Genomic DNA, 26,278 nt, shown 5'->3' on the forward strand with positions numbered 1-26,278 from the left:
AAACGAAAGACTTTCTTGTTACCATACCACTAAACAGTATACTACAGGAGGACTTTTACTTTATGAAAAGAAAATATGTATTGCTTATAGGAGGTTCCATAATTGTTGGGGGAATTTTATGGTCATTGTTCCGCCCCGAGAAATTATTTATTGATAAGCAAGTGAATGAAGCATTGCCACAAACAGAAATACAATCAAACAAAACAAAACAACAAGAAGAACGAGTAATAAGTACAGGTCAGTTTCAAAACGGTGTTCATGAAACAACTGGAACGGCAACGATCCATCAATTAGGGGATGGAAAGCGTGTTTTACGACTTTCAAATTTTTCAACTTCTAATGGGCCAGATGTTCGAGTTGTATTAGTTCCTACGAATCGTTTGAAAAATAATGAAGATGTTAAAAACCATCAGTATATTGAATTAGGAAAGTTAAAGGGAAACAAAGGAGACCAAAACTATGAAATTCCTGAAGGGATAGATGTAAGCACATACGGTTCGGTTTCTATATGGTGTAAGAGATTTAATGAAAACTTTGGTGCGGCTTATTTTGAAAAGTAAGAAAGAACATAAAAATGAGGCTTGTGTACATGCCCTACATCCATCAACTTAAGCATTTAGGCTAATTTTAAAGTTAAAAGCACGATATTATTCTCTTAACGTACCATTTTCTTTTTTCGATCGTGTCGGACCATAAACAAGAATCTAAAATAAATTAATTCTGGACATCCTCTTCAAGATAGGATAATATGAAGTTTGCTTCACATGAAGTAAACTTCATATAGAGTTATGTTAGGAGTGATTTGTTTGAAAAACAAATTTAAAGAGCTTTATTTATGCTCGTTTGCAATTATTGCAATAGGTCTTATTGAAATATTTTTTGACTACACTGAAGCTAATTTTAGTGAAGGTTTTTATTTGGGGAATTTAAAGATACTTACAGGAGCAATCTTTTTAATTTTTGCTTTAGTGTCTCGAAGTAAATATAAGTCGAATCGTAAACAGTTAGAAAAAGAGCTATCAAAGGAATATGATGAAAGGGATGATTTAATAGAAGGGAAAGTTGCACAATTTACCATAAGTATTCTAATGGTTATGATTATTCTTATGATGTTTCTTTCAAAATGGGTTATAATCCCAACAAATACTGGGCTATTTATCATAATAATATGTTGCTTAATTACTAAAATATTAGCTAAAAAATATTATAATTGTTTTCTTTAATTAGGAGATTACTATGAAAAATAGAATAAAAGAGTTGCGTTTAAAACATGGGATAACACAACAAGAATTAGCTGATAAAGTATTTGTATCTTCACGAACGATTATTTCATTAGAAAAACAACAATATAATCCATCTGTTTTACTAGCATATAGAATATCTGTGGTTTTTAACCTATCAATTGAAGAAGTTTTTATATTTGAAGAAGATGACTAATAGTAGTATACAAATACTATTGGCGAGAAAAATTTAAACAATATAGTAAAATACAAATAGTGAATAGAGGTAAATATATTATGATTTTAAAACTAGTATTTATACTTTTTGGAGTAGTCTTAGTATTATGGGGTATATATAGAATGAAAACGGATGATGCATTTGCAGGAAAAACACAAACAAGAAAAAACATTTTCAATTTCTTAATTTTAGGAGAGACGTCTGGACTTGGACAATTATTAGGTGGAATATTGTGTATAATTTTAGGGATTTTATCTTTTATAATTAAATAATTTATAAATGGGTAGCTCCAACGTTACTAACTATAAATCACTTATTTTGTATCAAACAATCCTTACATACGGAGGTTTTAAAATGAAAAAATATATTTTAGCTTTAATACCATTTATCCTAGGGATAGGGTGTGTAGTTAGTTATAATACTATCGGATCTAAAGTTGCATCGGATGGTACTCTTGTGGAACCATTCTATTTACTACCAATGGGTTATTCATTTTTAGCTATCGGTATAATTAGTCTTTTTGTAAGTAAAATTAAAAAAGTTAATAAATAGACTAAAAAAAGAGCCTTAATAAGGCTCTTTTTTTAAATCCCGTGAAAAGTTGTTTTTTTATGGTTTTCCCATTGTATTTGGGTGTGAGGCAGTGATTGGGGTAAAGCGAAGCAAGACGATAGCCCCTTATAATGTCATAATTGGTTACAATTTCTTTTAAAATGAATGTAAACTTTACTATATTGGTTTACATTTATTCCCTTGATTTTATTGAATTTATCACAATTTACCTATTTTTCTTAAAAACGAATAGGAAAGTATACATTCAAAACGCCATAAATAAGGTTTCCATGGCATCATCTTAAATATCATTAAGTTATCATATAAAGATGTATGTTATAATACATTCAAAAGGATGGTATCCTTTTTCTTTATCTTTGGCTTAAGCCAACTCATATAATATAAGTACCCAAACGAAAATATGTGAGCCTTAGTAAAAAGAACCTTTTAAAAGGTTTTTTTTACTTTAAAAATTATTCTATCTATCAATTTTATTCAGTCTATATAAAGTTAACATAACACCACTTACCGGTAGAAAAATGTTACAGCCATAATTACAGATAAAAAAAAGAATCCCTTATGATTTCTAGGATTCTTTTTCTTATTTAAAGTTTGCTCACACAAATGATCTGCACATCAATTTATCTTTGATATACAGATCATTTGTATGATAATTTTAAAAAATAAGTGCAGAGAATTATATTACATGAATGCTTTTATAAGTGTTGTTACTAATGGAAGTACTCCACCTAAGAATGTTAAAACTGCCATTGCGATTGCCATAATCATTTCCTCCTTTTTAATATTAAGATATTATGAATCTTTATACTCTTATTATAGTAAGCGCTTACAAACGTATCAATACATTTCGATATGCAATATTACATCTTAAAACCATGTTTTATACTGTTATAATAGAAGAGGTAAATTCTACAGCATTTCTCGAGGAACTAAACAGCTAATGAGCATGAAATTTCTCGTAAATAAAAAAGGAAGAGAATTATAAAAATTCTCTTCCTTTTTTATGTTTTCATAAACATTACTTATCTATCTTAAGAAGGTACACGTATACGATTATTGGTTCTGGAACAGCTTATTTTAGAAAGTTTAATTTAGATTTTATATTTCGAAATTATTTTGATATTGTCGACGAAAGCTATCCATACGAATAGCTTTTTGAATTTTGTAAATAGTATTTCGCGTCAATGTCCAGAAAGTCCTATGTTTGTGAACAGAGGATAAAACGGAATAGTATTAACATTTTCTAGCTATAATCATGTTCATAAAGCGTGGAAACAAATCAATGTTCAATTAAATTTTGGTTTTTATCTTTCTGAACATATATTTATCTTTGAAAAACACCATCATGATAGGGTTTTGTAGTCCTTAGCATACAATTTTTCCAGAATGATATAGTGACTCTTATTAGGAAGCGTTGTTGCGGACTAGAGCAAGAACCCTGTCACTAGACCAAAAAGAATAGCGCTTTTTTCGTTTTATAGATATAAAATTATTTTCGCTTGATGGTAATGTATGATGGCCCTTTATACTCAAATTTCATTTAGCTTGAAAAGATCTTGAAACAAAAATACAGTTGTTATGATAACCATTCCAAAATTAAATGCAAGAGCTATTAGATTAGATAGGTCTGTAATAGGTAATAACACAATACTTAGTGAGAAAATTGACGCAATAAAAGGAATAGATTGTTTTATTTTTGTTATAAAATAACCTGTACTTTTCTTATTTTTCTTAAGAGAAGTCATTTTTAACCCAATAAATATCAGTAAAGGAGAAGTAATAAAGATCCCCAACCACCCTACAGCATCTTCAACAAACCAAGGTAAGAATCGCATCCTTGAGGAAAATATAAATAAGTTAAGTATTAAAAGAAATAATTGAATAAGAGATAATTTTATATTTATGTTTGTTTGCTCCATCTTGCTAAACCTCCGAAAAATAAATTATTTAAACACATACAGTTGTATCATTTACGGTAACCATTAACATTCCGTCACAATCGAAAATTCCTAGTTAATTGGATTTACATTATAACTAAGTTGGAATTATTCGATTTTATCATGTATTTATCCTATATCCATCAAGTTAATAAAAATCCTCCAGATGCTGAAAGCATTTGGAGGTCGTGGGGATCTCATTTAGCGAGTCATATTTATAAAAAATAGACTTTTTTTGATCATTAATAGCCTTTGTGTCCATGGCTATCAAATTTATAGGTTTTTCCGTCAATGTCAACCTTGGTATCTGTATAAATTGAACCATCCTGTTTAGCATAATACGTAAAGTATCCGTAATAAGGGAAATGATACCCACCACCAACTGAGAACCATCCTATCTTAGCTGCTCCAGATTCATCGAAGTAATACCATTTCCCATCGATTTCTTGCCAGCCCGTTTGCATTACGCCTTTATCGTCATAATGGTATATCTTACCATTAGATTTATCAAACCCTGTTAGCTTAGCTTCTCCGTCATGATTAAAATAATATCTTTTTCCGTCAATGGTTTCATGTCCATCGAAAGTATAGTGTGCGCCATCTTTGAAATGGTATTTTTTCCCATCGATTGTTTTCCAACCAGAATAAGTAGCTCCTTCTTCTAAGCTATAATAGTGAATTGCATCCTTTTTCGTTCCATCAGGTTGAGGGAACGCTCTCTTTCCAGTCAGTCCTGGTTTTCTAGTAGAACCTTCGTTCTCAAATGTTACTTGTTTTCCATCAAGAGTAACCGTTTTAGGACTAGTTAGTGCGTTTCCATTCAGATCAGTAGCTCTCTCAAGCACACCTTTGTCAGAAAAATGAAGAATGACATGTTGATCGTCTAGACGTAGTTGCTTTGTAGTAGACTCGTAATTTTGGAAATAATACGTTTTTCCATCGATTTCTCGGAAGCCTTCTTTAATAAACGCTCCAGACTCATCAGAATAGTTTTGATCTCTCCACGCTGATCGTTGCAGAGCACCTTTATCATCAAAGTGGTAGTACTTCCCATCAACCTCATGATTTCCATTTGAGCCACTTGTCGATAATACTGCCCCAAAATGATCCGGATGAAAATAATATTTCTTACCTTCAATTTCATGCCAACCCTTTAAGAAAACTCCATCAGAACCTGCATAATAATAATCAGAACCTCTGTTTACCCAACTGTTCTTTATCACGTTCCCAGAAGAATCTTTTGCAGTCCATTTCGTAAGATCCTTTTCATCATCTTTGATCTCTACTTCATCATACTTTTGTTTTTCATTTTCTATACCCGGATACCACTCTCTTAACCAATTGTGAATTTCATTGTTGTTTTTTCCAGTGAAACGAATTTCGGATTTGAAACTCCAATCAGTACCAAATTGGTGAACATTTTGATTACCAGCCAAACTTACTCCATTCTTGTTTTTTAAATGGAACTGGAATTTATTATCATGAGAATTGCCGGTCTGAACAAGCTCAAACACTTCATCATCACCAATCGAATCAGAATATTGAAGTGCATTTCCTTCTTTCCCTGAAAGATATTTTGAACCTGTTTTTACCAATACTTTATTCGTCCCTTTTTTATAGGGGATAATTTGATAAGGTTTACCATCATTTAGTATACTAAATGGTAGTGAAATAGGTGTCTCTAGGATTTTTGTAGATTCCGCCAATATATTAGTTGAGCGATCATTAAAATCTGCAAGAGCTTTAGGGTCATTCTTAACATAATTCTCAAGAACATCTTTGGATACTGGCTTTGAAGTCAATGTTGATATTCGCTTTTCCTCATCTGATAACTCAGCAAATAGGGTATCTGTACCTCTAGCAAATGACCATTCAGAAGTAGATGATGGGTATCTTTTCTTATGAAATGGAATAACAAGTCTTGGGTTTTTACCAGATGTTTTTTCTACGAATGCTGTTTGACCTTGATTCATCACAACTCCGGTCTTTCCTTCGTCTAATTGTGCTTGTGTAATGTAAAGAAGATCGTGTTCTGAGACAGATTTTGCATCAGGGTTTAGATCTATAATTGCACCCGCTTCAGTAATTTTAAGCTGCTGCCCAGATCTTAATTTATGAATTTCAATTTTTCCATTTGGATAGAGTACTTTAACTGATTTAGTAAAATTTGAATCACCTTCTGTATGATGCATGGAAATATTAAATTCCCCAGATGTAAAATTAGGAGCCCTGTAAGTTATATTTTCTGCATATACATCAATGTGAGTGCCTGGTCCTGGATCCTTTGGAGATATTCCAAGTCCTTCATAAATGTCTTTTACAATACCTAATGAAGTAATAGTTACATCTAGTACCGTACCTATTCCTGCGCTAGCCTTGTTTTCTGCAATAGGAGCCACTGAAAAAAGAATACCTAATGCTGCTGCGGTAGGAATTACTTTCTTTCCAATTCCAATTGTTTTAAATGTTTTCTTCATTTTTGTTGTCCTCTCTTAGTAAGATTTAGCTTAGATTGCTTGTATATAACACTGTAAAAAAATAACCACATAAAGACTGTGGTATATTGATTTAAAAATATAAAATGAATATCTGTAAGTTCATCTTAGCTTTAATACCTTTCATTTTTCTTTCGAAACTGTTACAAAACTCTTTCATCAATATCGTATAAAATTCCGAATTTTATACGATATTCTGTATTTTTTCAGCTTGGCCCCATGCTCATTAAGTGAAGATTTTGAAGTATCCACAAAACAGAATTTTTATTTGTAAAATTAATTAAGTAGTAAACAAGAAAGGCTGGCAAAATGCCAACCTTTCTTGTTTTTTGGGTATCAATTTTTTATTTTAATAAGTCAATAATAACTAAAAGGAATGGTTTGTCTCGTTCTTGTTATACAAAGGCCTTTTCTTTTTTTAGATATGTCATAATTACACGAATAAATAATAATAAAGGTGTAGTAACGAAAATTCCAAGTAAACCGAAACGATCTTCAACAAACCAAGTTAAGAACGGCATCCTTGAGGAAGATATAAATAGGTTAAGCGATTGTACGAATAATAATCTCATACTTATATTTTTGTGATTTATGGTGTTAACCCTTCGCAAAAGTGTATTTTTGCACTGTATTATCGGTGGTTTACTTATGTGTCAATCATTTTATTCCTATCGGTATGTCCAAGTTTAAGAAATTACTTGCAAGAGTCCTGAAATGTTTGTATTAGAAGCAATTCTAGCAGATTAAAATATTATTTTTCAGGATCCAAACTAATTGATCCCACTTCATAATTATTTTCGTAATCGATTGTTGCTGTAGCTTTTCGATTTTTATTTCCTTTCACATGTCCAATTACAAATATTCCACCTAAATCTTTTGGAGCAAATTTTGTTTTTGTTACAACTATGTCTATATTTTCAGTTTCTTTAAAATGTTTTATAGCGGTTTCTTTTGCTTTGTTAATAATTTCTTCTTGTTTCTTATCATCATTCATGTTACATCCTCCTAGAATAATAGAAAATATGATAAAAACATAAATTATTTTTTTCAAAAAACTCCCTCCAAAAGTGGTATGCTTTATTTAAGAATAACTTACTTTTTTTGGGGAGGGGAAGAGTTTGGATGATAAAGTTTTAGATTTAACTTATTATCGATTATCTCAGGATGCATATATGAGTGAAGAAGACCTGGGGGGAGAAGCTAAAATTTATGAACCAGGAACTAAAAATGTTATTCAAAAATGGCAAGTAAATAAGGATGAGATTTTACTGTTTTGCTAGTGGGGGACGACTGTAATATGATGAGGTTGTTCATCCAACTGAATGGTTTACTTCGTCTCCCTACACAATGTGTAGGGAGTTTTTTATAAAGAAAAGGCACTCTAATGAGTGCCTAAATAATTATTGTTTCAAATCAAAATTAGCAGTTGTTGAGACGGAACCAATGTGATAGTCATTAGCATATTCTACTGAAGCGGTAAATTCTTTGCTTTTATCGTTTGTTACATAACCTGAGATAAAAATAGTTTGAAAATCTTTTGGACCAAATTCATGTTCAGTGATTGTTACATCTACACCTTGGAGTTCTTTGAAATATTTAATAGTCTCCGCTGTTGCTTTATCAATTACTTGTTGTTCCTCTTTTTTATTTTCCATAGTACATCCTCCTAAAAATATGAGTGTCAAGACAACGATTAATCCTAAACTATATTTTTTCAATCATAGACCCTCCAGTATAATTAGATTTAATAAGGATTTCTCACAAGCTAAAAAAGCACTCACTTTTGCCAATAGTGGGTGCTTTTTCGTTTTCATTATTTAGTAGTGATAATTATATTTAAATCTTCATTAATGTCTACAATAATGATAATCATAATTGAACAGTTTACCCGTAGGCCCTGCACGTTTATAAGAATGTCCTAATTATATTTTATAGTATAATTTATTTATTATCAGAAATGTCCCAACTGCTTGATATTGAACTAATGTGATAATTATTAGCATATTCTACGTCTACTGAAAAGGTTTTATTCTTGTCGTTAGTAACATATCCAGAGACAAAAACAGTTTGAAAATTTGCCGGAGCAAATCGAGATCCGGTAATTGTAACATCTAAATTATGTTTTTCTTTTAAATATTTCACTGTATATTCTTCAGCTTTTTTTTTGATTTCTTCTTCTTGTATTGTTTTTTCATTGTCGTTATTCACTAAGTATCCCCCCATAATTATAGCTAAAATCATTATAATTGGAATTATAATATATTTCTTCTTCAAAATTTTACCACTCCTTATATAATTGATTATACTATTTTACTAAATTTTAGGGGGGATTAATAATGTCTACTAAAAATATAACAGATTTAACCATGTATGAATTATCTAAGAATGCTTATAAGTCAGATAAAGAAAGAGGTAAATATGTAACTATTAAGAATGATGATGATGAAATTGTTCAAAGCTGGAAAGTACATAAAACATTCCATGATAAACAAACAGGAATGGACGCTGTAGTGTTTGAAAGAGAAGTAAATGGAAAAACACAAGTGATGGTGGCTTTCCGTGGCACAGAAGGAGATAAAATTTTTGAAAAGGATTCTTTAAAACCTGGAGAAGGGATGAAGGACGCTTTAACAGATGGCAAGTTTTTTATTAAGAGAGACGGTGTTCATGACTCAGCGCCAGCTCCAAAGGCAGGAGAAAGAGGAGAAGATCCAAGACGATATTGGAACGAAGAGAACAGACAATGGGAATATCACAATCAATTTGAACAAGCTGAAAAAGTAATGGAACAGGTAAAGGAACATTATAAGGGGAAAAATGTAGACTTATACGTTACAGGCCATTCTTTAGGTGGCGCTTTAGCTGAGTATGTTGCAGCATTTGAAGAGAGTGTAAGATGTTTGTCATGGAATGCGCCAAGTGCAAAACATTTACTACCACCAGATTTGCAAGAAAGAGCCGATAATGGTGAGTTTAAGGACAGAATCGTGTCTATTGTTCATGGATCAGATACCATTGGGTATGGTCCATTTGGCCCTTATGATGGTCATATCGGCTCTACATATTCTGTGTCGCAACCCCCGTCAAAAAAAGATATAGAAGCTTTACGGAATTTACCCCCATCACAGCAGCTTTTATTATTAGCAAAAAGGTTTCAAGATTCTATTTCGGGACCTGGTTATCATTATCAAGATAAAGAAAATTTCCAATTTGGGAAAGATGGTAATTTATCAAATTCATATCTTTTGAATGTAGATACAGGGGAAAGGGTATATGATTCACCTGGTAAGTTATTAGGTGGTGGAGAAATTCGTGTAGTAGTAGAGCATTTAGAAGAAGCTGTAAGACGTATGAAGCAAAATGCACAAGAATTTCAAGACAGGGTACCGAGATTAACTTCAAATATGATGGATTTATTAGAAACAGCTGAAAGCAAACGATTAGAAGCTAAGATAACAAATATACGTGCACATGTTGAACATTTGAGCTTTTGGTATATCCGTACAGCTACTGAGATTTCAAATTTTATTGAAGAGAAAGTACATGCTTATAAAAAGGTAGATGGACAAGAATAGGGGGATTATTATGCCAAGAATTTATTTAAATGAAGAAGCTTTGAATCAAGCCTTACAACAATTTGAGCATATGATTCAAGATTTAAATCATAATAAAAGTGTAGTAATCAATATTCATGATTTACTTCTAGCAAGTTGGTCGCAACTTGGTGTGGGGAAGAAAGCAATTGGTGATTTAGAAGATTTCAGAAAAAATATTGAAAAAAGAATGGAAGAATTAGAGTCTGATAAGCATGAATTAAAGAGTGCAATTGATTTAATCAAAGCGCTTGATCAAAGTTATGACTATATGGGACCTAAATATTAAAAAAACACTCGTTAGGAGTGTTTTTTTATTCAAATCAGTATTTTGTTATTGTTCTCTGTTTACATAGTCTTCTATGAAACCTTCTAGTTCTTCTTTTATTTCTTCTGGTTTCATTTCATCTACAGGTTTATAGTTACCATTTTTATCGTAATTAGCTGAGTCTTTCTTTGGATCATACATTGATGGTGGATTTTGTTCTTTTGGTAATGCTGGCTGTTCGTACTTAGGAGTAGTAGGTTGCTCCTGTTTAGGTACAGGTGTTGGAGTTATATTTGTATTAGGTGATATTGCTCCCCATATTTGTGGATCAACCTTATTCAATAGATCCATAAATTCATTTAAGGTAATTGCCGCGTTTGATATTTCAATTTTACCATTTTGAAATTGTGTCGTATTATTACTTACAATCGCATCTCTTAAAGTGAAAGATCCTGACGATACCCCTTATAAGGATGTTCATCCATCTATTTTCTTCCTGGGGGAGCACCACATTGCCATCAAGCTAGTATTTTGAAGTGTCCCCAAAACAAAAATTTTATTATTTTACAGTTATTTATGAGAATTCAGCTCATTTTTTTCGTTTTGGGGAACAACCAATTTCTTAACTTGATGGGCATGGGGTTCTGCCGACAAAACGCGGATATTATACGCTAAGACATTTTTGGGGCAGATAAAACCCTAATCTCCTTACGCTAAGCAGGAAATCAGGGTCTTTTTATGTCCTTAAAGGACGGAGCGAATGAGAATTACTGGCAGTAAAGTTGTACTCACCTAGAAAATTAATGTGCTCCCAACCAAGAGGTGAGATATGAGGGAGCAACTCTTCTCGATGTTTGTCCATCTTCTTCATATGTTCAATAGCTTGAGACAGATACACAGTGTTCCAGATGCTGATTGCATTGATAATCAGATTTAATGCACTGGTGCGTTGTAATTGATCTTGTAGTGCCCGTTCTCGAAGCTCACCGCTAAGGCATTCATAGCTTCTCCTTTATTCAATCCTCTCTGAATCCGTCGGCATAAGGTTTCGCTAGAAATATAGTCTAGGATAAACAGTGTCTTTTCAATTTCCTGCCCCATGCTAAGTGAAAACAAAGAGAGAAAACGAGTGCAGGTTACCTTTTGTTATCCGTAGCCGCGGCTCTATGTCGAAAAATCAAAATAGATTTATGTATAGCAGTTTTAGTTTGCAACCTAATACAATGAGAGCTAAACTCGTATGATAAAAGTTTGAAAGGAGCATTCTTATATGATGGAAGATTTGTCGTTACAAGATGTGTGTGAGGAATTAGAGAAAGACGAATTGATAGCGTTAATAAAGCATTTGGCAGACCATTACCAGGACATAGATATGGCTGTAATAGATTGGATTATTGACCTTGGCCCAGCAGGAGGCGATGCAGGTGGGACGATTGTGGCAGAAGGAACACCTGAAGAAATCGCAGCTATAAACGAATCTCATACTGGTGCTTTTTTATAAGTGTTATAATGAATCAAATAGACGACACCTCAACATTATGAGAGGTGTTCGTCACCATTTTTTCAAAGGAGTTAAAATAAATGCAAAATCAAAAAGGTGGCTTGAAGCCATTTATAAACCTTATTTTATCAACCAATATACCAAAATTGACATTAACGATTGGATTAATAGGGAGTATCATTACAACGATTGTTGGACTCTCTATTCCATTGCTTACAAGAGAACTCGTCGATGGTTTCTCTACAGCATCCATTTCTATCACTCTCATTATTGCTATTGCAGCTGTTTTTCTCTTACAAGGTGTAATCGATGGACTATCGACTTATTTGTTAGCTTCAGTTGGTCAAAAAATTGTAGCTCGGTTAAGAGAGAAAATGTGGGTAAAGCTCATTCGATTACCAGTAAGCTACTTCGATAAACAACAAAGTGGGGAGTCAGTAAGTCGTGTTGTAAACGATACGGGAATTGTAAAAGATTTAATTTCACAGCACTTTCCCCAATTTATAACAGGAATCATTTCCATTATTGGAGCCATTATCATCTTACTCATAATGGACTGGAAAATGACTCTCTTAATGTTAATTTCTATTCCTCTCACAATGGTGATCATGATGCCTCTCGGAGGGAAAATGTCCAAAATTTCTCGTAGTTTACAAGACGAAACTGCAACATTTTCAGGGAGTGTTCAACAGACGATTAGTGAGATTCGCTTAATGAAATCCTCCAATGCAGAAAAATTTGAAGAAGAAAAAGGAATTAAAGGCGTGAGCAATTTGCTTACGTATGGACTAAAAGAAGCAAAGATATTTGCCCTTATTGGTCCAATTATGTACACAGTCATTATGATTGTCATTGTTATGATCATTGGTTATGGAGGAATACGAGTAGCAAACGGCTCGATGTCAACCGGTTCTCTCGTTGCCTTTCTACTATATCTTTTTCAAATCATTTATCCGATCACATCTTTTGCAATGTTTTTTACACAACTTCAAAAAGCAAAAGGAGCAACAGAACGAATCATTGATATCATGGAACTTCCGTTAGAAGAAGGTCAAGAAGGTTTAGATATAGATATTTCTAATGAACCTGTTCATATCGAACATGTATCGTTTGCTTACAGTGAAGAAGAGCCCGTTATCCAAGACGTATCCTTTGAAGCAAAGCCTGGCCAAATGATTGCATTCGCTGGACCAAGTGGTGGCGGAAAAACAACGATGTTCGGATTACTAGAACGATACTACAAACCAACATCTGGTGAAATACGAATTGGGAACACCCCGATCAATCAGTTATCATTAAAATCATGGCGTAGTCAAATTGGCTATGTATCACAAGAAAGTGCAATGATAGCTGGTACCATTCGAGAAAACTTATGCTATGGACTAAAAGGTTGGGGAAATATATCAGATGAACGTTTATGGGAAGTCGCAGAAATGGCATATGCTGATGAATTTATCAAATCTTTCTCACATGGATTGGATACGGAAGTCGGCGAGCGCGGCGTAAAATTATCAGGTGGACAAAGACAGCGAATTGCTATCGCACGGGCCTTTCTACGAGATCCAAAAATTCTCATGATGGATGAAGCCACCGCAAGTTTGGATAGCCAATCGGAAAGTATTGTCCAAGAAGCTCTATCACGATTAATGGAAGGGCGAACCACCTTCGTCATTGCCCATCGATTATCTACCATCGTTGATGCAGATCAAATCATTTTCATCGAAAAAGGGCAAGTAACAGGAAGCGGGACACACCATGAATTAATCCACTCACATGAATTATATCGAAAATTTGCTGAACAACAACTAACTTAAAGCAAACCCATATAAATTGATAGTCTTACAGATGAGCCTGTCCTCCAGATTTTCTAGAGGATAGGATTCATCCTAGTTCTTACATGAGGACATCCCTAGATGGCTATCATACCGAACACTGTTTTTACTTGTTGATATTGTTTCATACAGATTATAGAAGTGGATTCGAAAATAAACTCATAAATGACGTTCTACGTACATGCAATATCAAGCATTTTTTTAGTTGAAAGGGCTGCTCTCCTCTACTTTAAGAGGAGAGCAGCCCTTTCAGTATAGACAAATTATTGTTTCTGCTGCTCTTCCTGCGTTCGCAATAATAAGTTTCGCAAAACATGCCCCCGGTAACTCTCCAACTTCCGCCCCTCATAATAACGAATCCCTAACTTTTTAAGCTCTGCTACATACCATCCCTTTGTTCCGTAGTACATGGGAGTCACTTCCTTTTTGCTTTTAAACAGTATATGATTTGAAATTTATAAATTTCATTTTTGTGGAAAGAATTTATCCCGCATTAACGGGCAGTAATACCCCCACCTCAAAGTTCTGCAAGGAGCAAAGAAGTTAGGTGGGGGATAAACTGTCCGTAAAAGCCCGATTGGTGAGGGCTGATGATCAGTGGGGGATGAAGAAAACCCCCACTGATCAAAGTTTCACTTTATGAGGTCATATAGACTTTTTTGAAATTATTAATTTGATATTTATACTCTGAAATTGGAAAAACAAGGGTATAATCGAATTGTGTAGAAAAATATGACATTTTTAAGATGGGGGAATGATGATGGTGCATACTTTAGTGAGGGGACAAAAGGCCGATATTACAAAGGCTCATCCGGGAGTCGGTAGTTTACTAGTAGGATTAAATTGGAATGCTCTGGTGAATATGGAAGTAGATGCATCTGCTTTCCTAGTAGGTATGAATGGGAAAATTACAAAAGAAGAAGATTTTGTATTCTATGGACAACCGTATTCTAGTTGTCAATCAATCAAATTAAATCAAGATGTTTCAGGTGGGAATAAACAAGAGTTTTTGTTGGATCTTACTCGTATGAAAGATGAAGTCCAAAAAATTGTGTTTTCGATTACAATTCATCATGCTGAGGAAAAGAAACACTTCTTCCGAGATGTTACTCACATTCAATTGGGAATTAGGAATGCACAAACGAAAGTAGAAATTACTAATTTCCTTATTACATCCTCCTTCACAGATGAAAGTGCCATTATTGTAGGCGAATTGTATCGACATGCAGGAGAGTGGAAATTCAACCCTATTGGATCGGGATATTTTGGCGGATTAGCAGCTTTATGTGAAAATTTCGGGATAGAGGTTGCTGATGATGAAGAGCAAGTACCTCCTCCTATAGAGAAAAAAACAATGCCTACTCCAGCACCGATACAAACATCTATGAATATCACGAAGGTTGAATTGAAGAAAAAACAATCTATTAATATACAAAAATCTAAGATGGTAACGGCTACTCTTGAATGGGAGACAAATAAGGATTTGGATTTATATTGTTTCTATGTGACAAAGAATGGAGAAATAGGAAAGATTTATTATAGAAATTTAGGGTCTTCTAATGTGTCACCATATATTGTACTTGATGGAGATGCACAAGAACCAGGTAAAGAAACGATTCGTATTTATCGGCCTGAAGCTCTGAAGTATGTTTTGTTTGCTGCATATAGTGCCATCGAAAATGGGATAGGTAGCTTCTATTCTATGAAAGCAAAGGCAGTTGTAGATAATCATATGGGGAATGTCGTAACAGCTCCTTTATTAGAAAGAAATGATAATGCTTATTGGGTATGTATTGCGCATATTGACTTTACAAATCAAAACGAAATGAAAATCTCTCATGTAGAAAGCTATTCTCAAGATCATTCTGAGGCTTCACCGCTGTTATATGAGGATGGAAAATTCCTTATGGATGTTGGGCCAGTGGAGTTTAAGAGTGAATAGGGGTATGAAAAGTATTTTAAGTGATACAGTGGGAGGTGGATATTTATGCGGTTAGAACAAAACGAATTGTTCGAAGGAGAAAGGGTTGTGATTGAACGGAAAGCCAATGCAATCATTAATTTTAAAGATTTTGGAATGGAGAAAATCAAACACAGTCCTTTTAGAAAAAAAGAAGCTATTGGTGGAAAGTTATATGTAACGAACTATCGGTTTATTTTTAAATCCCATTCTCTAAATCGAGTAAGAGGTATGTATAGTATCCTACTACCTACAATTCAATCTGTTAGAGATATTTCTTTTCTTCTGGTGAAAAAAATTGAAGTAATTTCAAACGGGAATACGTACGTATTTGTGGTATGGGGAATCAAAGAGCTTTTAGAGGAAGTAGAAAGAGTGAAAAGTAACCTTTCAATGGAAGAGAAGAAGTGGTTGGAAAATATAAGGAATTCTAATGATGAAAAATGTGGAGAAGGGCTAAAAAAGTTTAAAGGGATGGAGGAAATCATGAAGCATTTTTAATAAAAGAAGACTTCCGTATGATGATTTTTGATAAATTTTTCAAATCTATCCTGTATATCCCTATTTTCATCCCGCTATTCGTGGGCAGTAATACCCCCACCTCAAGATTCTAAGGAAACCAAAGAAGATAGGTGGGGGATAAACTGTCCGTAAAAGCCCGATTCGTGAGGGCTAATGATCAGTGGAAGATGAAGAAAACCCCCTTTAATGCAAAATCTTACTGTTGTATATCTATGGAGTCCAGTCAGCTATCAAATATTATGGCTCAGACGTTCTTTATAAACGTATAAAAGAGCAGCCAATAACTTGGTTGCTCTCTCTAAATTACATCTGATTTAATCGGTTTTTCTCACCATATGTCTGAAGTGTATGTGGCAATACATGAGTGATTGGTGAGTTAAGTTGTGTTAGATTGTTATTAATTTTTATGCATATCTATAACCATACGACCTTGTATTTTTCCTGCTTCCATTTCTTCAAAAATATCATTTATTTCATGAAGACATCTAGTTTTTACAATTGGAACTACTTTTCCTTCTGCACCAAATTGGAAAGCCTCCTCTAAATCTTTCCTTGTCCCAACTAGAGATCCTACTATTTGGATTCCATCTAGCACTGTTTTCACAATTTCTAGATCCATAGTTTCAGGTGGTAACCCAACAGCGACTACCTTAGATGCCGCACGGACAGAGTTTACAGCTTGGTTAAACGCTATTTTTGAAACAGCTGTAACAACCGCCGCATGTGCCCCGCCCACTTTTTCCTGAATCCATTCACCTGCATCACCATCTGTTAGAGGGTTACAAACAAGATCTGCACCCATTTCTTTTGCTAGTTCTAATTTATCATCATTAATATCTATCACAATTACTTTTGCGTTAAATACATTTTTCGCATATTGAAGAGCAAGGTTACCTAATCCACCACAGCCATAAATCGCAATCCACTGACCTGGCTTAATATCAGAAACTTTAATGGCTTTATAACACGTTACACCTGCACAGGTAATACTGCTTGCTTGAGCGGGGTCTAATCCATCAGGTACTTTGACAGCATAGTCAGCTGCTACAATACACTGCTCTGCCATTGCCCCATCTACACTAAATCCAGCATTTTTTACGCTTCGGCAAAAGGTTTCTCTACCGGTCAGACAGTATTCACACGTTCCACATCCTTGATAGAACCAAGCGATGCTTACACGATCTCCAACTTTTAAGCTCTTGACATCATCTGCAATTTCTTTCACAATTCCAATGCCCTCATGTCCAGGAATTCGACCCGGAACATCTCCAAAGTCACCCTTTATTACATGTAAATCAGTGTGGCAAACACCACAATATTCAACATCAACTAGCGCTTGGCCAGGTTCTAGTTTTGGTACTTCTACTTCAATAATATCTACTTTACCGGGATTTTTTGAACTTACTACTGCTGCTTTCATTATAAATCCTCCTGTAAAGCATGAATTGTGAAATACTTCACAAACTAATTATATATCCTTTAACCAAAAAAACAATTTATATTCTAATTTGTTCAAAAATCCGTAACATTCACTCCCATAAATTTTACACACATGTGTATAAAGATAATTTTGGAGTGAGTTATTCTACGATCAAGTAACAGTTAAGTTTAGAATTGAATGTAATGAAACTAATAAAAAAGAGCATCGAAGGAGAATGATCTAAAACGGTAGAAGGTGTGATTGAACTGAATGAGATAAAAGAAGTGATGGAATCTACTGTGCTATACTACATGTGTAACATGACAGAGAGATAACGTATTGTTGTAATGCGATAATATTTGGAATAAAACTGGAAAAATGGTTTATTTTCTGTTTTTTATAATACATGATGGTGGTGTTAGAAATGGACTACAACTTTGAAATTTTATCGCTTCTAGATAATTCGATTGAGTTTGAGAAATTGCATAGTAAGTTTAATCGTTTTAACCCTTTTAAAATATTGCGAGTAGATAAGTTTGAGATTAGGCACTCAAATATGATTTCTTGGCTGCTTGATCCGGTTCTGGTGCAAAGATTGCATTTATTTGAAAGAGGTATATAGATTCCTAATGGAATCTATTCTTATGCAGCCATTCCGAATAGTTGATGAATAAACTTCATTTCATTTTGGACAGACTTGTCCCGTAAAATAAGTTGGCCTTTTTTAATGATATGCATCGCTTCTATTCCTGAAAGAATAGATTTAGCTGTACGAAAAGATTTCAATCCTAACATTGAGCGAACTCTCTTTTTAATAAAACGATGATCTTGCTCTACAATGTTATTAAGGTATTCTACCTGCCTTATTTGGATGCCTACAGGCATCTTTTTCTCTGTCTTCAACTCTTCAATCGCTATAGGATAGGCCAGGTTTTTGTCTACTGTAATCACACGGGGCTTTGAAACATGAAAAGACTGCAAAGCTTTCTTGAAAAAACGCTTTGCAGCCCTATGATCTCTTGTTTTGCTTAAATGAAAATCAATTGTATTTCCTTTTGAATCAACAGCACGATATAGGTACATCCATTGACCTTTGATTTTCACATACGTCTCATCGACTCGCCAAGAATCATTGGTTGACTTAAGATGACGTCGTACTCGCTTATCTAATTCGGGACCATATTGATGAACCCATCGCATGATAGTTGTATGAGCAAGGGATAGCCCGCGTTCTTCCATCATTTCGACTAAATCACGAAAACTGAGGTTGTACCGTAAGTACCATCTCACGGTTAATAAAATAATATCCGGTTGATAATGTTTCCACTTGAATAGATTTTGCTTTTCCATACCAATCACATCCTTTTTTAGAGTACTAGTATCAATATGTCCAAGTTTAGGAGGTTACTTACAAGTGTTTTGGAGTGTTTGCACCAGAACCAGAAATTGAATGGCTTACTTCGTGATGGAGGATGGCTATATTTTAAAAACAGAGAAGAAGCATTACTTGAATTTGAACATAACTACAGGGAGTATGATCGAGGATATTGTTTTACCTGTGATAGCAGAACAACCCCGAAAAAATGCAAAAGAGTCGGATCTACATTTAGATAAGGAAATGTTTTTGGAGATATCTCATGGCAATATAAAGGTGCTAGGCATGGCTTTGAGGACGAAGAAGGTTAAAATGAAGGGAGTGTCATTAATATGGCAGAAACAAGTCATATGGAGATTGCGGATAGACTAACAGAATATCGTATTGCATATGGTGATGAACATGATCGATTAGCCAGTAAATATAACTGGATTCAAGGAAAGGACATAAGGTTAACTGGATTAAGCAAAATAGCTAATTCTTTGGATTTTGCAAGAACGGGAATTTATTTAGGGCGTTCTAAGTACTATAAAAGGGTTCCAGAACAAAAATTATTACCAGATTCAAATTTAGCAACGAATGAAAAGAATACTGTTAAAAAAAATATACTAAATGAGTTTCATGCAGGAATAAAGAGAGGTTTTTTCCTATCATTACATATGTCAGTAGAGAGTACTATTAGAGTAACAGCTAAAGGGTTAGGGTTAGAGAAAGATAATTTTTATGAAACATATAAAGATTTATTGAATCAATTGAACCCAACAAAAAAAGATGAATTCATGCGCCTTCTAAATGTTATTAGAAATGTACGTAATACAATTCATAATAATGGGGTTTATAGTAATGCTAATAAAAGTATCTCGTATGGAAGATCAACTTATACTTTCACAAAAGGGGCACGTGTTCCATTAAGGTGGGCAGATATAGATGATTTTTTAGAGGGTACTTTGGAAATGTTAGTGACTATTGCTGAACACCCAAGTATTCATATTCAACCTGTGTCGAATATGGAGGATCCATCTGCATGATATATAAGGGGAGATATCATTAATATGTTTGGTATCTCCCTTTGTTTAGTTAGTTTACCCTATCCAACGATACGGTGAACCGTATCACAAATAGTGGTAAAACAAAAAGTAGAAATAGTTGTGAATAAGAGTATTTTAGAAATTTTATAAGAGAACTCATTAGGAAAGAAATGTTATAATATAGGTGGATTACAAAAAACAGACTTCATAAGATTTTAGAAGTCTGTTTTTTTATAAATGAATGAGGAAAATTGGAGATTAAAAATCAATTATCCTAAGATTGGCCTCATTAAACAGGAGAGTATTTCTACAAGTGATTTGAAGATATTTATATGGGAGAGATTAAGTATGGATGCAGTTAAGCATAGAAAGACAGGAGAAATTTACTCTGCTTATCAAGTTCAGAATATGTCCGAAGAAAAACAACTTGAATTAAAGGGGTTAATAATTTGTAGAGAATGTGGGAAAAATGCTTGGTTTAGGAAAAAATCAGTAGATGGAAAAGAACCTTGTTTTTCTGCAAAACATGATAAAGACTGTAATTTAAAGAAATCTAATACTTCCGCTAATACTGATGAGAGTAGGGTGTCTCAAAATAAAATAGAGGCTGATACAAATAATATAGGTATCCTTTTTAAGGATTACTTTGGTAGCACTATACATTCTGAAGATGATGATCAAACAGAGGACTTTGGAAAAACAGGTAATAATCAGAATATCTATGATAAAGATCCAACACAAAAGATACAGAAGAAATGGACTCTTAAAAGGATATTAGACTGTGTTTTAGATAATAATCTTGATAAGCAAGGAGTTTTAATAACTATTGATAATAAGGAAATACCACTTGAGAATATGGTCAATTCTTGGAATTCACTTACTGTACATCAAAGTGGTGTCCAAGGTTTCTTTTGGGGATTTCTTCATAGTTCAGATAACGATATATGGATAAACTCTGATAAGAGATATCCATATAAAAACTTTAGCATTAAGTTAAATGAAAAGGTTAAAAGGAAATTTTGGTTATCTTTGGGTAATATTAAGGGGAAGTGGAAAGGCGGAGTCCCTGCTATAGTATTTGGGGAACTTAAGTTAGTTTCATCTGGTAAATTTTATGTAGAGGTAGATAATCTTACAAGGTTGTATGTTAATCGTAGAGTTTATAAGTCAAATGCTAATTAGCTTTTGTTTTCTCTAGTACCCAATATATATAAGAGAGTAAAATAAAAGGGCGCATTCAAAATATAGAGTGCGCTCTTTTTAAATTATAGACAGGGTTATTGTATCTATTGTATTTGATAATCTAAAAGCAAGCCAGCAACGCCCAAATGAGTGTCGCTGGTTTTCTTCTGCATAAAACAGCCCCTTCCAAACCCCTACCAAGCCCCTTACAAGTAATAAATCATTACAAAAACAAAACAAAAAAACTACTACAAGCATTATTCAAAAAGAATGTATGTCGTAGTAATTTTTAAAAATATAAAATTATATAACCAAATTCCCTCCCTCATCCTTATATACATGAAGGAAACGGCAATTTCCTATTTACCATTAAAGAGTGGAGGGAATAAACATGGCAGTATACCGTAATGTACAGGTGAATTTTTGGCAGGATGATTTTGTATTGGACTTAACGCCGGAGGAGCGATACTTTTATATATATTTGCTGACATGTTCGAAAACTACGCAATGCGGTATTTATCCGTTACCGAAGCGTTTGGCGGAAATGGAAACGGGCTACAACAGAGAGACTGTCGAGAAGTTACTGCAGCGGTTCATCGAATATGGAAAAATATTATATGATGCAGAAACGAAGGAGTTATACATTCAAAATTGGTTGCGCTATAATCCAGTCACGAACACGAATGTTGAGAAATGCGTATTGCGTGAGTTAAAGGCTGTGAAAAGCAAAAAGTTTGTACATATGTTTCTTCAAAAATGCTTGGAGGAAGAGCTGAGCATTCCGCTATTATTAGAGCATTTCGGCATGCCGGTTGAAGCGTCTCAGGCTATTCCTCAAGAACCCATTGAAAGCTGTGAAGCAGATGAAAAAGTAGAAGAAATGGATCCAGGAAGCAGTGTATTCATGTTTTATGAACAAAACTTCGGTAGTTTATCACCTTATACTGCGGATGAATTAAGTGAATGGATTGCAGATTTGTCAGAGGAGCTTGTACTGAAAGCACTCCAGATTGCGCATGAAAACAACAAGCGGACGCTTGCTTACGTGAAGGGCATTTTACGAGATTGGCACGGAAAGGGATATACGAAGCTCATTGAAGTAGAGGAAGCGACAGTGAAGTTCCGGAAGAAGGAACCGTCTGCCAGTCATGAGACTGAGAAGTTTTTGGAGGAGTGTGAAGAGTGGGAGAAAAATGTACCGTCTGAAGAAGAGTTGCAGAAGTTCTTACAGGAACAGGGGTGGCGTCCGTGAGTATTCAAAACGCCCAGGCTGAACAGACGGTATTAGGATCTTTGCTTCTCGATGGTGAACTTGTTAAGGAGTGTCGTCTGACCGAGCGGCACTTTTCTGTGACTGTGCATCAAGCCATATTCAAGTTGATACGGAAAATAGAGGAAGACGGACAGCCGCTTGACCTTGTCACGCTTGTTTCTAAAATGGAACCCTCCTTTTTGGAACAAATTGGCGGTATTGAATACTTTGTAAATATAATCGAGAGTGTTCCTACTACTGCCAACTTCTCCTATTATGAGGGGCTTGTTCGGAGCGCATGGAAAATGCATCATGCGGGAATCATGGCACAAAGTATGAGTGAACGGCTTCTTGCAGAGAAGGATGAGAAAATAATCGGCGAGACGATTACGGCACTCTGTGAACTGGAAGAGGTGGATTGTACACTGGATTTTGAGCTGAAGGATGCTTTAGTCAGCTTGTATGAAGAGCTTTATCAGGAAACAGAGGAGCTCATAGGCATTGAGACCGGCTTTTCAGCTTTAAACAAGATGACGAGCGGTTTGCAAGAAGGCGACTTTGTTGTGATTGGTGCACGGCCTTCTATGGGAAAAACGGCGTTCGCCTTAAATATTGCGCTTCATGCGGCAAAATCGGGTGCGGCAGTTGGGCTGTTTTCTTTGGAGATGAGCGACAAGCAACTGCTGAAACGGATGGCTTCCTGCGTCGGCGAGGTGTCGGGGAAAAGGCTGAAAAATCCAAAGCATCGTTTTACGATAGAAGACTGGAGAAAAACAAGCCAAGCATTTGCGGAAATCGGAGATCTGCCCCTGGAGATTTATGATAAGGCGGGGGTTACAACACAGGAGATTTGGATACAAGTACGAAAGCTGAAACGAAAGCATGCAAATAAAAAACTGCTGGTCATTATTGATTATTTGCAGCTTATTACAGGTGATTCGAAATATAGGGGAAATCGGTTTCAGGAAATGAGTGAAATCTCCCGTAAGTTGAAGTTGATGGCACGCGATTTGAATGTGTGCGTAGTAGCACTGTCGCAACTGTCCCGTGCGGTGGAGTCGCGTTACGATAAGCGTCCGCTTTTGTCTGATCTGCGGGAGACAGGGCAGATTGAACAGGATGCGGATTTGATTATGCTGATGTATAGGGAGGATTATTATGATAAGGATACTGAGAACAAAGATGTTACAGAGATTCATGTGGCGAAGCATCGGAATGGGCCTGTCGGGATGATGAAGCTACGGTTTTTGAAGGAGTATGGGAGGTTTGTGGAGGGGAAGGGTGGTTAAAAATTGACTAGTGAGTTTCCTACCTAAAATGATCTTGATTCTTTTTTCAGACAGTCTGGATAAGACTAAGAAGTTGCTAATCAAAAATTTCTTCAAGCAGTAGGTAATGTAATCGAATTGAGGTCTACATTAGGAGTATAAAAAAGACACTTCACCGAGTGTCTTTTTATTTCAGATTAATTCGTTATAAAAATTTTAAACTTAGTCCTCGCTAATACGTTTGCGAATGAAGAGAGATAAAATAGTGGCGATGACTGCTAATCCAATTGTTACAAGAGATGTGTAGTTAATCGCGTCTAATAATCCTTGGTTACCTGCCATAACAGCATCCATTGTTGTACTTAATTCTCGTGTACGGTCTGCGGCATATGTAGTCATTAATGTAACAAAAACAGCTGTTCCGATTGCACCTGCAACTTGTTGAATCGTACTATAGACGGCTGTACCCGAAGGATTTAAACGGTTTGGCAATTGGTTTAAAGCATTCGTTTGAATTGGCATCATGACTAAGGCTGTCCCTATATTACGTACAGCAAACCAAGTTGCCACATAATATGTTGAAGTATCAAACTCTAAAATTGCCAAAAAGTAAGTTGAAATCCCAATGACTGGGAAACCGATCAAAACTAATGGTAAGGCGCTAAATTTATCATATAATTTACCTACATAAGGCATACAAAGAGCCGTTAATAACGAACCTGGTAACATTACAAGCCCTGATATTAAAACAGAATGCCCTTGAACCGTTTGTAAAAAGTAAGGAAGTAAAATCATTCCTGAATACATAATCATTGATAAAATAATACAAAGAATCGAACTTAAAGAAAACATCGAATAATTGAAGACACGTAAATCTAATAATGGATTTTCAATTTTGAATTGTCGAATTGCAAAAATAGCAAGTATCACAAAGCCAAAAATGATAAGACCGTAAACAGTGATATCTCCCCATCCTTTTGTACCTGCACTACTAAATCCGTATAAAATACTTGAAAAACTGATTGTTGATAATGCAACCGAAATTGCATCAATTTTTGTATCTCGCTGTTCTAATACATTTTCTAATTTCCAGATTGCTAGTCCTAAGCTAATAATAGCAAATGGAGTAACCGCAATAAATAACATACGCCAACCGAAGCTATCAACAATAAATCCTGAAATCGTTGGACCAATAGAAGGCGCAAACATAACGATTAAGGTATAGATTCCTAATGCTTTCCCACGCTCTGCCTTAGTAAAGCTCACAAGCATGACATTCATGAGAAGTGGCGATAAGACAGTTGCACCAATTGCTTGAATGATACGAGCAATGAGTAAAAGGGAAAATGTATTTGCAAAAATAGCTAAAATTGTCCCAACTGTAAAAGTAAACATAGCTGTAATGAATACGTGTTGACTTTTAAATTTCGTAATGAAATATGCACTTGTCGGGATAAGTACCCCAGCGACTAACATATAAGCTGTTGTAAGTCATTGTACTGTTGAATATTGTTCTACATGTAAATCTTTCATAATCATAGGTAAGGCGTTATTTAACAGGACATTGTTTAAAATCGCTACGAATGATCCAATCATCATGATAGTAATCATGAAATACGGTGTTTTTTTTGTTTTTTGTTCCAAAATGCATCATTCCTTTCATACTTAACACATTGTATACGAATATTTTTAAGGTGTAAACCTTAAGTATATTTTTTATACATCGAGTTCATTATGTTAAAATGAAATAAAATAAGATGAAGTAGAGGGATTAACGAAATGGAATCTAAACAACAACAAATTGCGAATCAAACATTGAAGCTTATCGTAAATCAAGGGATTGAACATACATCTTTACAGGATATATTGGATGCAGCAAACATTTCTAAAGGGACTTTTTATAAGTATTTTTCATCAAAAGATGAATGTATTGCACAAATTATTAAACAAACATATGGGAAAATTCGAGAAGAACTCGATCAATTATTGATTGATCAATTACGAAGTAATCAAGCGATTTTTAAAGAACAACTTATACTTTATTTAACTCGCACTTATTCCTATTATTTAAATGAATTAATTCGTACGATCCGTCAAGGGCAAAGTACTGATTTACGTAAGATGGTGTTTCAAGAAGAAAAAAGGGACATTCAGTGGATGGCAGAGCGATTGGTTGAGGTCAAAGGGGAAGTAATACGCCCATATAGTAAAGAAGTGATGTCATTTTTCTATGGCATGTTACAAACTGTAATTGTGATTAGTAAATCATCACAAAAATCGATTATCCCTCAAAAAGTAATCCATCTTATATATCGCTATGTAGAGCTTATATTGGCAGAAATGATGGAAACAAAACAGGCTATTTTTTCTATAGAAATGGATGAAGAAATGCAACAAAGAGAATCCCTTGTAGAAGAATTAAAAAAACTTCAGGGTGGGGTTGTAGGCAGAGATAAAGTATTAATAGAAGGATTGTTAGAAGAATTAAATCGTAAAGAAATTCGTTATCCAATCGTAGAATCTTTGTGTTCATCTTTAAGTCCGGCGCTGAGTGGAATAAGTGAGCAAATAAAAAAGACATTGAAAGAAAGGTAAATAATATATACTATTTTGG

The 26,278-nt window shown here is 34.6% G+C and carries 26 protein-coding genes and 3 pseudogenes; 17 read left to right on the forward strand and 12 right to left on the reverse strand.

What is annotated here, in order from left to right; genetic code table 11:
* Positions 1-62: 62 nt before the first annotated feature.
* The 5 genes from QRE67_RS04850 to QRE67_RS04870 all read left to right on the forward strand — a co-directional run bounded on the left by QRE67_RS04850 (position 63) and on the right by QRE67_RS04870 (position 2,010).
* Complete coding sequence (locus tag QRE67_RS04850; RefSeq protein WP_003202815.1) at positions 63-560, forward strand: DM13 domain-containing protein; 498 nt, start codon at positions 63-65, stop codon at positions 558-560.
* A 246-nt stretch (positions 561-806) separates the two neighbouring features.
* On the forward strand, positions 807-1,223 hold the full coding sequence (locus tag QRE67_RS04855; protein WP_353507053.1) for a hypothetical protein: 417 nt from the start codon (positions 807-809) through the stop codon (positions 1,221-1,223).
* Between the two features lie 13 nt (positions 1,224-1,236).
* The gene (locus QRE67_RS04860) at positions 1,237-1,437 is read left to right on the forward strand and encodes a helix-turn-helix transcriptional regulator (RefSeq protein WP_286123780.1); all 201 of its coding nucleotides are present in this window, start codon (positions 1,237-1,239) and stop codon (positions 1,435-1,437) included.
* 80 nt (positions 1,438-1,517) lie between these two features.
* Positions 1,518-1,730 carry a hypothetical protein gene (locus QRE67_RS04865; RefSeq protein WP_286123781.1) on the forward strand — a complete coding sequence of 71 codons (213 nt, stop codon included), beginning with the start codon at positions 1,518-1,520 and terminating at the stop codon, positions 1,728-1,730.
* 82 nt (positions 1,731-1,812) lie between these two features.
* Entirely contained in the window at positions 1,813-2,010 is a 198-nt protein-coding gene (locus tag QRE67_RS04870; protein ID WP_286123782.1) for a DUF3955 domain-containing protein, read from the forward strand.
* Between the two features lie 1,550 nt (positions 2,011-3,560).
* On the opposite strand, the gene QRE67_RS04875 is transcribed toward QRE67_RS04870, so the two are convergent.
* The 3 genes from QRE67_RS04875 to QRE67_RS04885 form a co-directional block, all read right to left on the reverse strand.
* Entirely contained in the window at positions 3,561-3,950 is a 390-nt protein-coding gene (locus QRE67_RS04875) for a hypothetical protein (RefSeq protein ID WP_286123783.1), read from the reverse strand.
* Positions 3,951-4,210: 260 nt separating this feature from the next.
* Entirely contained in the window at positions 4,211-6,445 is a 2,235-nt protein-coding gene (locus tag QRE67_RS04880; RefSeq protein ID WP_286123784.1) for an N-acetylmuramoyl-L-alanine amidase family protein, read from the reverse strand.
* Between the two features lie 769 nt (positions 6,446-7,214).
* Positions 7,215-7,457: a hypothetical protein gene (locus QRE67_RS04885; RefSeq protein ID WP_286123785.1), complete on the reverse strand. Its 243-nt coding sequence runs from the start codon at positions 7,455-7,457 to the stop codon at positions 7,215-7,217.
* Positions 7,458-7,581: 124 nt separating this feature from the next.
* Here QRE67_RS04885 and QRE67_RS04890 point away from each other — a divergent pair, with 124 nt between their 5' ends.
* On the forward strand, positions 7,582-7,743 hold the full coding sequence (locus QRE67_RS04890) for a hypothetical protein (RefSeq protein WP_286123786.1): 162 nt from the start codon (positions 7,582-7,584) through the stop codon (positions 7,741-7,743).
* Positions 7,744-7,863: 120 nt separating this feature from the next.
* Here QRE67_RS04890 and QRE67_RS04895 read toward each other — a convergent pair whose 3' ends face one another.
* Together QRE67_RS04895 and QRE67_RS04900 are read right to left on the reverse strand one after the other, a co-directional pair.
* Positions 7,864-8,181 (reverse strand): DUF1433 domain-containing protein, encoded by a 318-nt coding sequence (locus QRE67_RS04895; protein ID WP_286123787.1) that lies wholly within the window; start codon positions 8,179-8,181, stop codon positions 7,864-7,866.
* A 223-nt stretch (positions 8,182-8,404) separates the two neighbouring features.
* Positions 8,405-8,704, reverse strand: a complete 300-nt coding sequence (locus QRE67_RS04900) for a DUF1433 domain-containing protein (RefSeq protein ID WP_286125190.1) — start codon at positions 8,702-8,704, stop codon at positions 8,405-8,407.
* Positions 8,705-8,799: 95 nt separating this feature from the next.
* On the opposite strand from QRE67_RS04900, the gene QRE67_RS04905 reads away from it, so the two are divergent.
* Both QRE67_RS04905 and QRE67_RS04910 read left to right on the forward strand, forming a co-directional pair.
* On the forward strand, positions 8,800-10,038 hold the full coding sequence (locus QRE67_RS04905) for a lipase family protein (protein WP_286123788.1): 1,239 nt from the start codon (positions 8,800-8,802) through the stop codon (positions 10,036-10,038).
* A 10-nt stretch (positions 10,039-10,048) separates the two neighbouring features.
* Entirely contained in the window at positions 10,049-10,345 is a 297-nt protein-coding gene (locus QRE67_RS04910) for a hypothetical protein (RefSeq protein ID WP_286123789.1), read from the forward strand.
* 45 nt (positions 10,346-10,390) lie between these two features.
* Here QRE67_RS04910 and QRE67_RS04915 read toward each other — a convergent pair whose 3' ends face one another.
* Both QRE67_RS04915 and QRE67_RS04920 read right to left on the reverse strand, forming a co-directional pair.
* Positions 10,391-10,675 carry a hypothetical protein gene (locus QRE67_RS04915; protein ID WP_286123790.1) on the reverse strand — a complete coding sequence of 95 codons (285 nt, stop codon included), beginning with the start codon at positions 10,673-10,675 and terminating at the stop codon, positions 10,391-10,393.
* Positions 10,676-11,060: 385 nt separating this feature from the next.
* Positions 11,061-11,413 (reverse strand): annotated as a pseudogene (locus QRE67_RS04920) (Tn3 family transposase); the annotation flags it as partial.
* 181 nt (positions 11,414-11,594) lie between these two features.
* Here QRE67_RS04920 and QRE67_RS04925 point away from each other — a divergent pair.
* Entirely contained in the window at positions 11,595-11,825 is a 231-nt protein-coding gene (locus QRE67_RS04925) for a hypothetical protein (RefSeq protein ID WP_286123791.1), read from the forward strand.
* Between the two features lie 80 nt (positions 11,826-11,905).
* Complete coding sequence (locus QRE67_RS04930) at positions 11,906-13,639, forward strand: ABC transporter ATP-binding protein (protein ID WP_286123792.1); 1,734 nt, start codon at positions 11,906-11,908, stop codon at positions 13,637-13,639.
* Between the two features lie 281 nt (positions 13,640-13,920).
* On the opposite strand, the pseudogene QRE67_RS04935 reads toward QRE67_RS04930, so the two are convergent.
* Positions 13,921-14,125: pseudogene (locus QRE67_RS04935) on the reverse strand (YflJ family protein).
* Positions 14,126-14,417: 292 nt separating this feature from the next.
* On the opposite strand from QRE67_RS04935, the gene QRE67_RS04940 reads away from it, so the two are divergent.
* Complete coding sequence (locus QRE67_RS04940; RefSeq protein ID WP_286123793.1) at positions 14,418-15,599, forward strand: TerD family protein; 1,182 nt, start codon at positions 14,418-14,420, stop codon at positions 15,597-15,599.
* Between the two features lie 45 nt (positions 15,600-15,644).
* Positions 15,645-16,118: a hypothetical protein gene (locus tag QRE67_RS04945; protein ID WP_286123794.1), complete on the forward strand. Its 474-nt coding sequence runs from the start codon at positions 15,645-15,647 to the stop codon at positions 16,116-16,118.
* A gap of 418 nt (positions 16,119-16,536) precedes the next feature.
* Here QRE67_RS04945 and adhP read toward each other — a convergent pair whose 3' ends face one another.
* Positions 16,537-17,559, reverse strand: a complete 1,023-nt coding sequence (gene adhP, locus QRE67_RS04950) for an alcohol dehydrogenase AdhP (protein WP_286123795.1) — start codon at positions 17,557-17,559, stop codon at positions 16,537-16,539.
* A gap of 642 nt (positions 17,560-18,201) precedes the next feature.
* Positions 18,202-18,909, reverse strand: coding sequence for an IS6 family transposase (locus tag QRE67_RS04955; protein WP_286123796.1), 708 nt, complete (start codon positions 18,907-18,909; stop codon positions 18,202-18,204).
* A gap of 357 nt (positions 18,910-19,266) precedes the next feature.
* Between QRE67_RS04955 and QRE67_RS04960 the strand changes: the two genes are divergently transcribed.
* The 4 genes from QRE67_RS04960 to dnaB all read left to right on the forward strand — a co-directional run bounded on the left by QRE67_RS04960 (position 19,267) and on the right by dnaB (position 23,685).
* Positions 19,267-19,962 (forward strand): hypothetical protein, encoded by a 696-nt coding sequence (locus tag QRE67_RS04960; RefSeq protein ID WP_286123797.1) that lies wholly within the window; start codon positions 19,267-19,269, stop codon positions 19,960-19,962.
* A gap of 348 nt (positions 19,963-20,310) precedes the next feature.
* On the forward strand, positions 20,311-21,144 hold the full coding sequence (locus tag QRE67_RS04965) for a hypothetical protein (protein ID WP_286123798.1): 834 nt from the start codon (positions 20,311-20,313) through the stop codon (positions 21,142-21,144).
* 391 nt (positions 21,145-21,535) lie between these two features.
* On the forward strand, positions 21,536-22,396 hold the full coding sequence (locus tag QRE67_RS04970) for a DnaD domain-containing protein (protein WP_286123799.1): 861 nt from the start codon (positions 21,536-21,538) through the stop codon (positions 22,394-22,396).
* On the forward strand, positions 22,393-23,685 hold the full coding sequence (gene dnaB, locus QRE67_RS04975; protein ID WP_286123800.1) for a replicative DNA helicase: 1,293 nt from the start codon (positions 22,393-22,395) through the stop codon (positions 23,683-23,685). The genes QRE67_RS04970 and dnaB overlap by 4 nt, the downstream gene beginning before the upstream one ends.
* A 201-nt stretch (positions 23,686-23,886) precedes the next feature.
* Here the strand turns inward: dnaB and QRE67_RS04980 are convergent.
* A pseudogene (locus tag QRE67_RS04980) lies at positions 23,887-25,143 on the reverse strand (DHA2 family efflux MFS transporter permease subunit); the annotation flags it as partial.
* Positions 25,144-25,155: 12 nt separating this feature from the next.
* Complete coding sequence (locus QRE67_RS04985) at positions 25,156-25,308, reverse strand: hypothetical protein (RefSeq protein WP_286123801.1); 153 nt, start codon at positions 25,306-25,308, stop codon at positions 25,156-25,158.
* Between the two features lie 135 nt (positions 25,309-25,443).
* Here QRE67_RS04985 and QRE67_RS04990 point away from each other — a divergent pair, with 135 nt between their 5' ends.
* Entirely contained in the window at positions 25,444-26,259 is an 816-nt protein-coding gene (locus QRE67_RS04990; RefSeq protein WP_286123802.1) for a TetR/AcrR family transcriptional regulator, read from the forward strand.
* Positions 26,260-26,278 lie beyond the last annotated feature (19 nt).

This window comes from Bacillus sp. DX3.1 (assembly GCF_030292155.1).
GTDB lineage: Bacteria > Bacillota > Bacilli > Bacillales > Bacillaceae_G > Bacillus_A.

Bases quoted from the DNA above. Each gene is read 5' to 3' on its own strand.
- QRE67_RS04850 (WP_003202815.1), top strand. From the start codon at position 63: ATGAAAAGAAAATATGTATTGCTTATAGGAGGTTCCATAATTGTTGGG.
- QRE67_RS04860 (WP_286123780.1), top strand. From the start codon at position 1,237: ATGAAAAATAGAATAAAAGAGTTGCGTTTAAAACATGGGATAACACAA.
- QRE67_RS04865 (WP_286123781.1), top strand. From the start codon at position 1,518: ATGATTTTAAAACTAGTATTTATACTTTTTGGAGTAGTCTTAGTATTA.
- QRE67_RS04870 (WP_286123782.1), top strand. From the start codon at position 1,813: ATGAAAAAATATATTTTAGCTTTAATACCATTTATCCTAGGGATAGGG.
- QRE67_RS04875 (WP_286123783.1), bottom strand. From the start codon at position 3,950: ATGGAGCAAACAAACATAAATATAAAATTATCTCTTATTCAATTATTT.
- QRE67_RS04880 (WP_286123784.1), bottom strand. From the start codon at position 6,445: ATGAAGAAAACATTTAAAACAATTGGAATTGGAAAGAAAGTAATTCCT.
- QRE67_RS04885 (WP_286123785.1), bottom strand. From the start codon at position 7,457: ATGAATGATGATAAGAAACAAGAAGAAATTATTAACAAAGCAAAAGAA.
- QRE67_RS04900 (WP_286125190.1), bottom strand. From the start codon at position 8,704: ATGATTTTAGCTATAATTATGGGGGGATACTTAGTGAATAACGACAAT.
- QRE67_RS04905 (WP_286123788.1), top strand. From the start codon at position 8,800: ATGTCTACTAAAAATATAACAGATTTAACCATGTATGAATTATCTAAG.
- QRE67_RS04910 (WP_286123789.1), top strand. From the start codon at position 10,049: ATGCCAAGAATTTATTTAAATGAAGAAGCTTTGAATCAAGCCTTACAA.
- QRE67_RS04915 (WP_286123790.1), bottom strand. From the start codon at position 10,675: ATGGATCTATTGAATAAGGTTGATCCACAAATATGGGGAGCAATATCA.
- QRE67_RS04925 (WP_286123791.1), top strand. From the start codon at position 11,595: ATGATGGAAGATTTGTCGTTACAAGATGTGTGTGAGGAATTAGAGAAA.
- QRE67_RS04930 (WP_286123792.1), top strand. From the start codon at position 11,906: ATGCAAAATCAAAAAGGTGGCTTGAAGCCATTTATAAACCTTATTTTA.
- QRE67_RS04940 (WP_286123793.1), top strand. From the start codon at position 14,418: ATGGTGCATACTTTAGTGAGGGGACAAAAGGCCGATATTACAAAGGCT.
- QRE67_RS04945 (WP_286123794.1), top strand. From the start codon at position 15,645: ATGCGGTTAGAACAAAACGAATTGTTCGAAGGAGAAAGGGTTGTGATT.
- adhP (WP_286123795.1), bottom strand. From the start codon at position 17,559: ATGAAAGCAGCAGTAGTAAGTTCAAAAAATCCCGGTAAAGTAGATATT.
- QRE67_RS04955 (WP_286123796.1), bottom strand. From the start codon at position 18,909: ATGGAAAAGCAAAATCTATTCAAGTGGAAACATTATCAACCGGATATT.
- QRE67_RS04960 (WP_286123797.1), top strand. From the start codon at position 19,267: ATGGCAGAAACAAGTCATATGGAGATTGCGGATAGACTAACAGAATAT.
- QRE67_RS04965 (WP_286123798.1), top strand. From the start codon at position 20,311: ATGGATGCAGTTAAGCATAGAAAGACAGGAGAAATTTACTCTGCTTAT.
- QRE67_RS04970 (WP_286123799.1), top strand. From the start codon at position 21,536: ATGGCAGTATACCGTAATGTACAGGTGAATTTTTGGCAGGATGATTTT.
- QRE67_RS04990 (WP_286123802.1), top strand. From the start codon at position 25,444: ATGGAATCTAAACAACAACAAATTGCGAATCAAACATTGAAGCTTATC.